13 protein-coding genes are annotated in these 12,592 nt (G+C 34.1%); 2 read left to right on the forward strand and 11 right to left on the reverse strand.

Annotated elements, in window-relative coordinates:
- The first annotated feature begins 4 nt into the window (after positions 1–4).
- The gene (gene gltX / locus PHF10_02880; GenBank protein MDD5534674.1) at positions 5–1,474 is read left to right on the forward strand and encodes a glutamate--tRNA ligase; all 1,470 of its coding nucleotides are present in this window, start codon (positions 5–7) and stop codon (positions 1,472–1,474) included.
- Complete coding sequence (locus PHF10_02885) at positions 1,471–2,715, forward strand: peptidoglycan DD-metalloendopeptidase family protein (protein ID MDD5534675.1); 1,245 nt, start codon at positions 1,471–1,473, stop codon at positions 2,713–2,715. The genes gltX and PHF10_02885 overlap by 4 nt, the downstream gene beginning before the upstream one ends.
- A gap of 169 nt (positions 2,716–2,884) precedes the next feature.
- On the opposite strand, the gene PHF10_02890 is transcribed toward PHF10_02885, so the two are convergent.
- The 11 genes from PHF10_02890 to PHF10_02940 all read right to left on the reverse strand — a co-directional run bounded on the left by PHF10_02890 (position 2,885) and on the right by PHF10_02940 (position 12,442).
- Positions 2,885–3,775, reverse strand: a complete 891-nt coding sequence (locus PHF10_02890; GenBank protein ID MDD5534676.1) for a hypothetical protein — start codon at positions 3,773–3,775, stop codon at positions 2,885–2,887.
- An 85-nt stretch (positions 3,776–3,860) separates the two neighbouring features.
- Positions 3,861–4,034, reverse strand: coding sequence for a DUF5679 domain-containing protein (locus PHF10_02895; GenBank protein ID MDD5534677.1), 174 nt, complete (start codon positions 4,032–4,034; stop codon positions 3,861–3,863).
- 66 nt (positions 4,035–4,100) lie between these two features.
- Positions 4,101–4,772, reverse strand: coding sequence for an HD domain-containing protein (locus tag PHF10_02900; protein ID MDD5534678.1), 672 nt, complete (start codon positions 4,770–4,772; stop codon positions 4,101–4,103).
- A gap of 49 nt (positions 4,773–4,821) precedes the next feature.
- On the reverse strand, positions 4,822–5,643 hold the full coding sequence (locus tag PHF10_02905) for a radical SAM protein (protein ID MDD5534679.1): 822 nt from the start codon (positions 5,641–5,643) through the stop codon (positions 4,822–4,824).
- The gene (locus PHF10_02910) at positions 5,640–5,867 is read right to left on the reverse strand and encodes a DUF167 domain-containing protein (GenBank protein ID MDD5534680.1); all 228 of its coding nucleotides are present in this window, start codon (positions 5,865–5,867) and stop codon (positions 5,640–5,642) included. Before PHF10_02910 ends, PHF10_02905 begins: the two co-directional genes overlap by 4 nt.
- A 126-nt stretch (positions 5,868–5,993) precedes the next feature.
- Positions 5,994–6,272: a hypothetical protein gene (locus PHF10_02915; protein MDD5534681.1), complete on the reverse strand. Its 279-nt coding sequence runs from the start codon at positions 6,270–6,272 to the stop codon at positions 5,994–5,996.
- Between the two features lie 65 nt (positions 6,273–6,337).
- Complete coding sequence (locus PHF10_02920; protein MDD5534682.1) at positions 6,338–8,794, reverse strand: HAD-IC family P-type ATPase; 2,457 nt, start codon at positions 8,792–8,794, stop codon at positions 6,338–6,340.
- A gap of 5 nt (positions 8,795–8,799) precedes the next feature.
- Positions 8,800–9,867 carry a redox-regulated ATPase YchF gene (gene ychF / locus PHF10_02925; GenBank protein MDD5534683.1) on the reverse strand — a complete coding sequence of 356 codons (1,068 nt, stop codon included), beginning with the start codon at positions 9,865–9,867 and terminating at the stop codon, positions 8,800–8,802.
- A 109-nt stretch (positions 9,868–9,976) separates the two neighbouring features.
- Entirely contained in the window at positions 9,977–10,369 is a 393-nt protein-coding gene (locus PHF10_02930) for a hypothetical protein (protein ID MDD5534684.1), read from the reverse strand.
- Positions 10,370–10,515: 146 nt separating this feature from the next.
- Entirely contained in the window at positions 10,516–11,532 is a 1,017-nt protein-coding gene (locus tag PHF10_02935; GenBank protein MDD5534685.1) for a hypothetical protein, read from the reverse strand.
- 1 nt (position 11,533) lies between these two features.
- A complete protein-coding gene (locus PHF10_02940) occupies positions 11,534–12,442 on the reverse strand; it encodes an EamA family transporter (protein ID MDD5534686.1) in 909 nt (302 codons plus the stop codon).
- Positions 12,443–12,592: the final 150 nt, after the last annotated feature.

The following is a 12,592-nucleotide window of genomic DNA, read 5'->3' on the forward strand; positions in this document are numbered from 1 at the left end:
TAATATGATCAGAACTCGTTTTGCTCCATCACCAACAGGATTTTTGCATGTCGGCGGCTTGCGGACCTGTCTTTATAGTTGGCTTTTTGCCAAAAAGAACAACGGCAAATTTATTTTGCGCGTTGAAGACACCGATCGTCAAAGATATGTGGAAAATGCGGTGGAAAATTTACTAAAAATGCTGCAAACCATGGGTCTGGATTGGGATGAAGGACCTTTTATTGAAAATAATAAAATAGTTCAAAAAGGAAATTGCGGACCGTATATTCAATCTGAACGGCTGGAAATTTATCAAAATTTGGCGAAAAAATTAGTGGAAGAAGACAAGGCATATTATTGTTTTTGCACTTCGGAAGAATTGGATAAAATGAAACAAGACCAAATGGCGCAAAAACTTCCGCCCAGATATGACGAAAGATGCAGAAAATTAACCAAAGATGAAATAGCTCTTCGGCTTAGTTCGGGACAACCTTATGTTATTAGGTTAAAAGTTCCGGAAGAGGGGACGATTGCTTTTACGGATTTGATCAGAGGTGAAATAAAATTTGATTTAAAAGATATTGACGATCAAGTTTTATTGAAATCAGACGGTTTCCCGACTTATCATTTAGCCGTGGTCATTGATGATTACAAAATGGAAATCACTCATATTATTAGGGGAGAAGAATGGATTCCTTCAGTGCCAAAACATATTTTGCTTTATCAATATTTTAATTGGCCATTGCCTCAATTTGCTCATTTGCCATTATTGCTTAATCCGGATCATTCCAAATTATCCAAGCGGCAGGGAGATGTTACAGTGGAAGATTATCTATCAAAAGGATATTTAAAAGAAGCTATTTTGAATTTTATCGCTTTCTTGGGTTGGAATCCCGGGACCGAACAGGAAATTTTCAGTCTTGAAGAATTGATTAAAACGTTTTCTTTGGAAAAAATTCAAAAAGCCGGAGCTGTTTTTAATGTGGAAAAATTGGATTGGCTGAATGGATGTTATATACGGCAAATGGATACGGACGAGCTGACAAAAAAATGCATGCCATATTTGGAGCAAACAGGCTTGATAAAGTCATCAAATTTTGACTGGATTAAAAAAATTGTCGCGCTTGAGCAGGAACGGCTTAAACGGTTGAACGAGATAGGAGATTTAACCAAATTTTTCTTTTTAGATACTTTGGAATATGAACCGGAACTGTTGCAATGGAAAAAAATGGATAATCAGCAAATTAAAGACAGTTTAAGTCAAACCGGAGTTATTTTGGAAAAAATTTCAAGCGATCAATTTACTGCTAAAAATATAATGGACAATTTATTACCATTAAAGGAGAAAATCGGAGTAGGAGAGACACTTTGGCCTTTAAGAGCGGCTTTAAGCGGCCTTAAATCTTCACCTCCGCCCGAAGCGATAGCCGAAGTTTTAGGCAAAGAAAAAACTATAAACAGGGTTAATCAGGCTATTGAAAAATTGAAACAATGAAAAAAAATATAAAACAATTTTTGACTATTTTTATTTTGGCAAGTTTTATTTTTTTATTTAATTTTGTAAAAACGCCGATAACGGCCGCTCAGGATTATACTCAAGAGATTGACCAAATTCAGAAAGAGATTGACTCTCACCAGAGTTATCTTAAAAAGTTGGAAGAGCAAAAGAAAGTTTATGAAAAAAATATAGAAATCAAGAGAAAAGAGGCGGTTAATCTTAAAAATCAATTAAGTATTTTAAAAAATCAAGTCTCAAAAACAAAAGTGGAGATAGAAGAAAAAGAAACAGAGATAACGACCACAGATTTATCAATTAAAAATATTCAATTTAAAATTTTGGAAAAGCAAAAAGAAATTCAGGATCAGAAAGAAAATTTACAGCAAATTTTAAGATTGATTAATCGATATGACAATAAAAATCTTTTGACAATTATTGTTTTAAGCGATTCCATCTCTGATATTTTGAGTCACGTGCGCTATTTAAACACTTTTCAAGGAAGCCTGTCTCATTCTCTTGAACAAATCAAATTAATCAAAGAAGGGATGGAACTGCAAGAAAAAGATTTACGCACCAATTTGCAGAACATAACCAATCTGCAGAATGATTTATTGGATAAAAAATCTCAGTTAACAACTGAGAAAAATGCCAATGAAAATATTTTGGAAAAAACACAAGGCGCGGAATGGAAATTTCAAAGTTTATTGGCCGATGCTGTCGCCGAACAGCGAAGAACGGAAAATGAAATTTCAAATTTGGAAACAAGCATCAGGACAAAATTAGCAGAAGAGAAAGAAAAAAAAGATCAAATCATGGAGCAAGAGGGTTCAATTGTTTTTTCCTGGCCGGTGCCGAATAATGGTATAACTTGTTCCTTTCATGATCCTGATTATCCTTATAGAAAATGGATTGGAGAGCATCCGGCTATTGATATTCGCGCCTCTCAGGGTATAAATATCAGAGCGGCAGCCTCGGGTTATGTGGCAAAAGCAAAAAATGGCGGAATGGGTTACAGTTATATTATGATTATCAATAATGACACCTTTTCCACTGTTTACGGGCATGTAAGTCAAATTTTTGTAAGAGAAGACGAATATGTCAGAAGGGGTACGGTTATAGGAAAAAGCGGGGGACTACCGGGAACCAGCGGCGCAGGAAATTTTTCTACCGGTCCGCATTTGCATTTTGAAATAAGAAAAAATGGTATTCCTGTCAATCCGGAAGATTATTTATTGTAAAAATTCAAACTTATCAGTATTTTATTGATCAGTGGGTTAGTGGTCAAAAATGAGAGGGAATAGCGTTTTTCCTCTATATACCACGTCGCACAATATTCCTTTTACGTCGCTACCCTTATCTTAAACCACTTTTGGAGATAGTGCCCCAAAAGTGGTTTTTTATTATATTCTATGGTATTTGTTTATTTAAATACCATAAATCTCTGAAGCGCAGGTCAATGTGGTCTAACGCTTGCCTATCTTTTAATTGATCTTTTAAAACTAAATTAAGACTCTCCTCTTGTTTCTTGAAATCCGTCTCAGAATTGACCAATATCTTCCATCCTTCCAATGTGGTGATTTCTGCCTCCAAAATACTCCCTTTTTCGTTAATTTTAACAATAGTGGCTGTTATGTTGTTTTGCCTTAAAATATTGCCTCTAATTAGGTCTAGAATGCCTTTAATGAAGTTTATATAGGTCTGATTATGGAAGTTGGCTGAACCTTGATCATAAAAAATTATCAAATCATTATTTTTCTCTTCATTATTATTTAGTGTCGTAAAATATTGAGTGGATTCTGATTTTATTATGATCACTTGGCCGTTAGAATTGAAATAATACTCCCCTTCATAGCCTAAAATTTCCAAACGAGCAACCGGTTGATATTCTTCTATGTTTAATTCCAATGTATTGGTCATTTTTTTGTTAATTTTAAATGAACGGATACGGGAATCCACACTGAGTATTTTGGACAAACAATTATTGTTAAAAAGAATCAAGTTGGAACCAAATGGTCTCTTTACTACAGAATTAATCAAATCTTTTAATTCCGCTTCAGAGGTTAAATTATAGTCATTAATTTTGGTGATTGTAATATTTTTAATTTTAAAAATCGGACTGAATAATAAAATATAGCCGCCGCCCAAAATTAAAACAAATGCCGAAATGATTAAAATCATCAATTTTAATTTCGTTGTTCTTTTCTTTATAAAATCTTTCCTTGAGGCGCGTACAGCTTTGACCTCAGGTCTAAAATTTTGTTTTTTTTCGTATCTGGTTGGTTTCTTCCGCGTAAACATAATATAGTAAATTTTATCCTATTTTTGTAAAAAAACAAGAAGGTAATTTTTTAAAATTACCTTCTTGTTAAGATATTCTGTTCAACTAGACAACTTTAGGAGCATCCTTGCCTAAGATTTTATACATCTTGGTTCCGCATTTTGCGCAAGTGCCGGTGGCAGCTCTGCGCTTTACGTCACCCTTGCCATTCATGACAACTTCTTTAACGTCTTTCATTTCACTGTCTTTGGCTTTACATTTTACACAATAACCTTGCATAGTTTTAAAATTTAATTGATTAATTTGATTATATTATAGCACAGATATAAGATATTAGAAAGGGCCTTATTCGTCAAAAACCCCTTGTTGATACAGATGATTAATTATCTCTTTTTCATCTTCATCCGAATAAGTCTTTATTAAAAGTTGATGAATTTCAGCGGGTTTTAATTTTTTAGTTATGTCCGAATTTCTATCTGTTCTGGTCGAGGCCGCATCATAGAAATCGATAATCGACAAGATTTTGGCGTATTTTTCAATTATTTTTATTGTTTCTGGACTGGCGGTAAAATTTAATTCGGGTAAATTTTGAGGATATTTTTTTTCGCCAAAATAATGATGACGCAATAAAATTTCCGCCGAAAAAGGAAAATCATCTTTTAACAAGAAATAACCGTAAAGAGGATGAGATTTCATCGTTTCCATATCCTGCTCGGTGAATTTCTCGGTTTTTTGTAAAATTTCTTCGTCTATTGCCACTTTACCCAAGTCATGTAATAAGCCGGCGTAGAAAAATGGTTTAGGGTCTATTTTTAATGATTCGGCCACCAGGGCGCCGGTTAAACCAACTCTTAATGAATGATTGTATGTGGCAGTATCTTTTCTTTTAATCCAATTTAAATATTCTTTTAAAGAGTTTTGTTGATTAGGATCAATATTAAATTGATCTATTCTCTGATATAAAAGTTTTTCTAGATTTTTTTCTTCTTGCGTTTGTTCAAGCCCTTCTTTAAACATGACTTAATTATAGCATGTTTTAAAGATAAAACAAGGGGTTTCGGTGAGCCTAAAAAGGCTTTTTAAGGGCAAAATTAGGGATTAAAACCCTAGAACTATCCTTCTCTTGGACCCAACCATTCTTAAAGCCCAGATTTAAAGCATATTTGCAGACCTTATTAAATTCTTCATTATCAACGCATTGGTTGATTTCTTTGAAGTCAGCAGCTTTATATAGTGGATAATATTGATTCATAAGGCTTAAATGAATGTTTTTATCGATTAAGGCTGTTTGTTCTAGAACTTGCAAACTGTTTTTGGTATTATTTGGTAAAACTAAGTGTCGTAAAATAATTCCTTTATAGGCAATGTTATTTTTTGTTTTTAAATGACCGACCTGTCTTAACATTTCTTTAATGGCGTTTGTGGCGGTGGTTGTGTAATTTTTAATTCCCGAATATTTAAGAGCTATTTCATCATCTCCATATTTAAAATCAGGCAAATAAATATCCACCAATTTTTCCATTTGTTTAAGCGTCTCCACTTTTTCATAGGCGTTGGAATTCCATACAATTGGTATGATTAGTCCCCTCTTTTTAGCCGCGATGATTGCTTTTTTTATGTATGGCAGCCAAATAGTTGGTGTTACCAGATCAATATTGACTGCTTTTTGTTTCTGCAGACTTAACATAATATCAGCCAGTTCTTCAATAGAATATTTTTTTTCAATCAATCTTTGCTGAGAAATTTGAAAATTTTGACAAAAAACGCAACGTAGGTTGCAACCGCTAAAAAAAATTCCGCCGGCTCCTTGATTTTTATTTCCGACCAACGGCGGCTCTTCGCCAACATGCTTGCCAAACCAGGCAATTTTAATTATTTTTTCGGTCATATTACGTCGATAATATCAAAAATTTTATTTCTTGTTTTGGCCCCTCTGATTAATCTGATTTTAGATTCGGGTAAATTAAAATGCATGGACAGCATTGTTATTACGCGCTTAGTGGCTCGTCCTTGCTCAGGCTTTTCTTTGGTTTTAATTTCAAAACTGTCTTTATTTTTTTGAAGAATGTTTTCCTTTTTTGAACTAGGAAAAACTTTTACCTTGATTAACATATCAATATTTTTTTAGAATAATTTATAATATTATTATACTTCTTTTTGTGATTAGTGTAAAATATCATCAAAAATAAAAATACCTTTGATACATTTTATCAAAGGTATTTTTATTATATAAAAAATTTATTTTTTCGGTTCAATATTATCCGCTGAAAATCCACCGGCCAGCATCATTATAATTCCCAAAAGTATTCCGGTTATTCCGCATCCGATGAAAACTTGATTGATATTTTGTTGAGCCTCCAGATATGGATCCATGTTGATAATGGCTTGTTTTAAAGAGTACACTCCGTTAAAACCAATAACCGCCAGAACAATACCTGCAATTAATAAAATCGCCCCTACCCAAATTAATTGTTGCTTAACACCGAATCCGCGAATATAAATTTTAAATGCTTTCATATATTTATTATTTTTTAAATTAATTTAGATAACTGAATTAATTATATCTTATCCCTGGATAATTGTTAGTTATTGTTTTCCACAGGCATTTGATTATTGGAATTACGTCCATTTTTGATATATTTTATCAGTTCTACCCAGAAAACAGTAATTAGGGCCACGCCGATAACAATAAACCAATAAAATGGTTTTAAAGGCATTGTTTCCAGAACTTTATTCAAGACGGGGATATAAATAGCCGCAACTACTAATAATAATCCGTAAATTACCGCCCATATTAAGCGTTTATTATCAAATAAATTTTTGGTTTTGAATAATGAATTTTTTAAATCTTTAAAAGCAAAAATATAAATCAAATCCACTGTTGCTACGGTGGCAAAAGTTATGGTTCTGGCTAAATTTATCTGGCCGGTTTGTTTTAAGAAATACGTAAATATAAAAAGTGAGGAAAGTCCGACAGTTAAACTGATTAAAATGATCAGGGCGATAATCGGCTTGTCCAAAATTTCTTCCCTTCTTAAGATTTTAGGATCTTCTTCGTGCAGGGCTTTATTTCTTGTTTCAAATCCTAAAACTATGTCAGGCGGCCCGTCGCATATCAAATGAGCCCATAAAATTTGAATAATGGTCAAAGGGGTTGGTAATCCCATCAAAATAGCGCCGAAAATTAAAACTATTTCGGCAAAAGAATTTGAAAGAACATAAGCTACTACTTTTTTAATGTTGGAAAAAATTAATCTGCCTTCTTTGCAGGCGGCAATAATGGTTTTAAAATTATTATTTAATAAAATTAAATCAGCCGCTTCTTTGGCAACGTCAGTCGCATTATTCACGGCTATGCCGATATCAGCTTTTTTAAGAGCCGTGGCGTCATTGATTCCGTCGCCGGTCATTGCCACCACTTCTCCTTTTTCCTGTAAAACTTTAACTATTTTCAGTTTTTGACGGGGTGTTACCCGACTAAATATGATAATATCGTCGATTTTTTCTTTTAATTCGTCTTCGCTGATAATTTCCAGAGTACTTCCTTCCATGATGTTTTTTTCAGTAATATTAAATCCTAAACTGCGAGCGATTTTTTCCGCTGTCTTACGATAATCACCGGTTACTATTTTGACTTTAATTCCGGCTTCCATGGCCACTCTAATTGCTTCTTTAACTCCTTTTCTGATCGGATCTTGAATTCCTATCAGACCCAGCCAAGTAAAATTATTTTTATCTTTCAAATCTCCTTGATTTTTAGAAATAACTCCTAAAACTTTTAATCCTTCTTCCGCCCAGCAGCTTATTTTTTCCAAAATATCTTGTTTTTTATCAGCCTCAATGTCGCACATCTGTAAAATAATTTCCGGCGCGCCGATAATAGAAGCGGCTTCATTACCATCTATTTGATTAATGCTTAACATGTATTTTTTTTCATTATCAAACGGTTCTTCAAAAGTTCTGGCCATGGAATTAAAAATATCTTGAGGATTAAAGTGTTTTTTTCTGATATAATCCCAAATCGCCGTTTCCAAATTAGATCTTTGATTGTTGGCCAGGGTTAACCCCAAAAGAGCTTTTTCCTGATCCATGAAATCGGTTTTGACAACTTTCATGACTCCTTCAGTCAAAGTGCCTGTTTTGTCAGTGCAAATCACAGAAGTTACGCCGAGTGTTTCCATGGCTAATAATTTTTTAACCAATCCTTTCCGTTTTAAAACTTTTTTCATTCCGAGGGACAAGATGACCATAATTGCTACCGGCAATCCCTCTGGAATGGCTGCAACAGCCAAAATTATCGACATTTTTAACATTTGCAATATGTTTTGATGGCGCAAAATGCCGACTAAAAAAATAATAGAACAAATAACAATTATTAAATAAACCAATTTTGTGGCGAATTTTTCCAATTTAATTTGCAATGGTGTTTTTTCTTCTTTAATTTCAGCCAAGCTTTGGCCAATCTTACCGATTTCTGTCTGAGTGCCGATTTTAGTTACTTTCATAATTCCTCTGCCATAAATAACAACCGTACCCATAAAAACCAGATTATTTTTATCAATGCTGGATTTTAAAATTGCCTCTTCTTCGCCTGTTAAAATCGCCTCTTTGACCAAAAAATTAACGTCTTCAATTAATTCGCCATCGGCCGGAATTTTATCTCCGGGTCCCAAGACAACCAAATCGCCGACAACGATATCTTTTGCTTCTATTTTTTTATTAATACCGTCTCTGATGACAATTGTCTCTGGTTTTAAAAGATTTTTTAAAGCGATTAAAGTTTTTTGAGCGTTATATTCCTGAAAGAATCCCATTAACAAATTAAAAGTTACCACCAAAGCCATTAATCCGGCGTTAATATATTCTTTTAAAATTAAAGAAATGATTGCCGTGGCAACCAAAATATAAATCAAAGGGCTTTTGAATTGCGACAATAAAATAATAAACCAAGAATTATTTTCCTTGGTTGGCAAAATATTTTCACCGAATTTTTGTCGCGATTCTAAAACTTGATTTTCATTGAGTCCCTGCCTAATCATAAAATTTAAGCATTACTTTTAATTTCAATTACGTCTCCGTCTTGAATAATATAATCCTTACCCTCAGTGCGAATTAGTCCCTTTTTGAGCGCTTCGCCAAATCCGCCCACATTCAATAAATCAAGCCAATTAATGACATCTGCTTTGATAAAATGCGTCTCAAAATCGCTATGAATGACTCCGCCGGCCTGCGGCGCTGTTCCTCCTTTTTTTAACGTCCAGGCGCGAGTTTCGTCAGGCCCGGTGGTTAAAAAAGTGATTAGATCAAGCAGTTTATAAGATTCTTTAACTAAATCGTTTATTTTTAAATCCGTAGGCAGGTCAAAATCTTTTCTTTCTTCCGGTTTTAAATCCGCAGCATCAAACTCGGTTAAAATATCAATAATCAAATATGACCAATTATTTTTTTTGAAGATTTCCATTGTTGCCGAATCAATTTCCGTTTCTGTGCCGTTCAATAAAAATAATCGAGGCTTCATGGTTAACAATTGATAATTTTGCAATATTTTTTTCTCTTCTTCTTCCCAAATTTTTTCACTCAATATCTCCCCTTTTTCCAACAAATCATACGCTTTTTTTACAACGTCCATTTCTTTGATCGCTTCTTTTTTTCCGGCCCTAACATCTCTATTCAAAGCTTGTTTTCTTTTCTCCATAGTTTCCAAATCCTTAAGAGCCAATTCCGTGTCCAGAACTTCTTTATCTCTGACAATGTCAATATTTTGCTGGGTATTGATAATTTTTTCATTTTTAAATCCGCGCAAAACATAAACTATTGAATCAACTTCTCTGATATTGGTTAAAAATTTATTTCCCAAACCTTCACCCTTTGACGCTCCCTTAACCAATCCGGCAATATCAACAAACTCTACGGTAGTGTAAATTTTTTTAGCTGATTTGGTTAATTCGGCTAATTTATCCACTCTTTCATCAGGCACGGCCACGACGCCGATATTTGGATCAATGGTGCAGAAAGGATAGTTGGAATGATCCACTTGTTTTCTGGTAATCGCCTGAAATAAAGTTGATTTGCCGACATTTGGCAGTCCGACTATTCCGACTCTTAAAGACATATTAAAATTAAATTATAATTAATGATATGATTATAGCAAATAATTCATTATAAAGCAATTAAACAAAAAGAAAAAAGGGAGAAAATATAAATTCTCCCTTTTTAGTTTTTTAAAATTCATTTTTTTCGTTTTTCGGCTTAACAACCATTATAATAGCGATTGTTGGACTATATGTACTTTCAACATATCCTGCTTCTGTTGCTATGGGTGCCATACTAAGTATTTGATACTTCGTGGCGACTTCTTTAATGCCCTTTTTCCAATTTTCAATACTCACGTCCCATTCAGATGTCAAGCGCAGAATAATTATATTTTCATCTATTTTTTCTATAGTATACGGATTAACAACCGCAATTTCTTGCGCCGTATTGAAGGTTTTGTTTTCATTGGAATTTGAGCATCCGGAAAAAATTCCGGCAATAAAAAATATACAAATTATCCCTGCAATAATGATTGCATAAGTCATTATTGTGTTTCGCCTCCATCTTTCTTTGACTGTCATTTCTTTCCCCCTTTTTATTTTTTTGTTAAACAACTTCTATATGTTTTAATAATAGCAAATTTTTGATTTTTGTCAACCTCGCACCTTTCGGCGATGGTATTTTTCAAATGCGGAGCATATCGCCGAAAGGTGCGGGGTCAAGGTTGTTATAATTGTGATTTGAATAATTCTTGAACAAAATTAAAAATTTCCGGATGGCCTTGATTTTTCAACCAGTACCACCACTCCACTCCCCAAAGATAATATTCACTGAAACCGGTACGGCGGGCATAAATTACCACATTTTTCATATAATCCAAGTTGACGATTTTAAGTTGTTCGTCAAGAGACATTGTCAGAAGCGATCCGCTGGGAGTCCATGGTTCGGCTTGCAATTCCGCGACAATGATTTTTTTTACGCCGGTTAAAAGTTTTACTATCTCGCCTTTCAAATAATAAGAAGCTTCGGGAAAAGGATAATAAAAATATTTTACGTATTTATTCCAAACCACCCGATACATCGTAATGCCTAAAGCATCTCCATAATGTCCTCCGCCCAGCCAAGTGGAAAGTTCTCCGCTCTCGGTAACAATAATCGGTCGATTATCAAGAGATTTTACCAAAGCCAATTCTTGTCTGAAAAAATCGCGATCAATCGGCGGGCAAATGCCAAAAGTCCTTAAAAAGGGTTCATTTTCAACTTGCCAAGCCGAAATTTGAGGATCTGATTTATAGCGATTAACTGTCTCTTTGATTAAATTTGAAATTTGTTCTTGTCGTTCTTGCTCGCTTAAATCAGTCGCCCAATTTGGAGTATGGCATTCTGGCCAACCCGGTAAACGCCAGCCAATGGCTAAAATAATTTTTGCCTGATGATTTCCGGCTTCATCAACCATCCAATCAAGGTCGGAAAAATTATAAACATCTTTTTTCGGCATTATATCAGGCCAATAAGCGCCCAGTCGTAAATATTTTACTTGTAACTCATCAAGAATAGATGAATAAGTATTGTGCCAATCAAGTCCTAAATATTCCGCCCTGCCTATGGAAAAAGTTACGCCGAATTTACCTTCAGGCATTTGGCTGATTCTCTTATCGCAAATTTTGATTGCTAAAAAAACAGCTATTACTAAAACAGCGATTATCAAAATAATAAATAATATTTTTCTTTTAATGGATGACATTTTAGAAATTAATCAGGAAAATACCCGCTCCGATCAATAAAATGGCGATAATTTTTTGAATAATCACCGATTTATTGACTTCTTCAACTAGAATGCGCGGATATCTGACCAAAAATAAGCTGATTAAAAATATAAACGCGTATTGAACGCCTTGCATGGCATTCACCAACGCGACACTGGCCATGGAAATAGCCCAATTAATAAGAATAAAATTTGTTCCGCCCATCAATTGATTTGAAAGAAAAAGTATTGATGTCAATTTCCCGCTCTTGGCAGGATTTTTTTCTTTTGATTTTTTAAAGACAGACTTGGCGACTGAAGGAATAAATAATAAGAATAAAGCAAAAATCACTCCGCCAAATCGAGACCAAATAAATCCGCTGATAAACGGCTGATGGAGATAAATATATTTTGTCAAAATATAAAATATTGAAAAAATTAAACTTGCCAAAATAGCAAGTAAAAATTTACAATCAAATTTTTCTCGTTTCTTGGTCAAACGAAGACTGATCAAAATACTGCCTGCCAATAATAATAGAAATGCGGATGTAAATTTCGGGGTTAAAGTTTCGCCCAAAAATATCGTGCTTAAAATTAAAACAAAAACAGCGCTGAAACTGCCGACTACCGGCACTACTCTTGATGCTTCATTCACTTTTAATGCCTGATAAAAAACCCAACAGGCCAAAATATAAATACCACCGGTTAAAAAATCAATCAGCAGTCCATTCATCCCCGGAAAACTTAATCCGCCAAACGGAATTAGAACCACGCCGATTACACCCAACATGCCGACATAAAAAGCGTATAATGCCGGTTTGTCTATTCGACCGCTGCCCAGCAGATATTTGTCAAATAAAAAAACTATGGCATTAAGAAATTGAGCGATCAAAACGATAATTAACCACATACCAAATTTTTTAAAATTTTTAAGTTATTTATAACGCGAAAAATTTTACTAAAAATTTGAGTACCCGCCCAAGTTTTTCTTTGAAAAATCTGGGCGGGTGAAAGTTTTGTTGCTAAATTTTGTTCGTCTTACAGACTCCAAAATTCAGAC

The sequence above is a fragment of the Patescibacteria group bacterium genome, assembly GCA_028716665.1.
In the GTDB taxonomy this organism is placed as follows: domain Bacteria; phylum Patescibacteriota; class Patescibacteriia; order UBA2591; family JAQUPP01; genus JAQUPP01.

Excerpts from the sequence above, each read along its gene's own strand:
- PHF10_02920 (MDD5534682.1), bottom strand. The coding sequence starts at position 8,794 with ATGATTAGGCAGGGACTCAATGAAAATCAAGTTTTAGAATCGCGACAA.
- PHF10_02940 (MDD5534686.1), bottom strand. The coding sequence starts at position 12,442 with ATGTGGTTAATTATCGTTTTGATCGCTCAATTTCTTAATGCCATAGTT.
- PHF10_02910 (MDD5534680.1), bottom strand. The coding sequence starts at position 5,867 with ATGTTAATCAAGGTAAAAGTTTTTCCTAGTTCAAAAAAGGAAAACATT.
- gltX (MDD5534674.1), top strand. The coding sequence starts at position 5 with ATGATCAGAACTCGTTTTGCTCCATCACCAACAGGATTTTTGCATGTC.
- PHF10_02915 (MDD5534681.1), bottom strand. The coding sequence starts at position 6,272 with ATGAAAGCATTTAAAATTTATATTCGCGGATTCGGTGTTAAGCAACAA.
- PHF10_02905 (MDD5534679.1), bottom strand. The coding sequence starts at position 5,643 with ATGACCGAAAAAATAATTAAAATTGCCTGGTTTGGCAAGCATGTTGGC.
- PHF10_02885 (MDD5534675.1), top strand. The coding sequence starts at position 1,471 with ATGAAAAAAAATATAAAACAATTTTTGACTATTTTTATTTTGGCAAGT.
- PHF10_02930 (MDD5534684.1), bottom strand. The coding sequence starts at position 10,369 with ATGACAGTCAAAGAAAGATGGAGGCGAAACACAATAATGACTTATGCA.
- ychF (MDD5534683.1), bottom strand. The coding sequence starts at position 9,867 with ATGTCTTTAAGAGTCGGAATAGTCGGACTGCCAAATGTCGGCAAATCA.
- PHF10_02935 (MDD5534685.1), bottom strand. The coding sequence starts at position 11,532 with ATGTCATCCATTAAAAGAAAAATATTATTTATTATTTTGATAATCGCT.
- PHF10_02890 (MDD5534676.1), bottom strand. The coding sequence starts at position 3,775 with ATGTTTACGCGGAAGAAACCAACCAGATACGAAAAAAAACAAAATTTT.
- PHF10_02895 (MDD5534677.1), bottom strand. The coding sequence starts at position 4,034 with ATGCAAGGTTATTGTGTAAAATGTAAAGCCAAAGACAGTGAAATGAAA.
- PHF10_02900 (MDD5534678.1), bottom strand. The coding sequence starts at position 4,772 with ATGTTTAAAGAAGGGCTTGAACAAACGCAAGAAGAAAAAAATCTAGAA.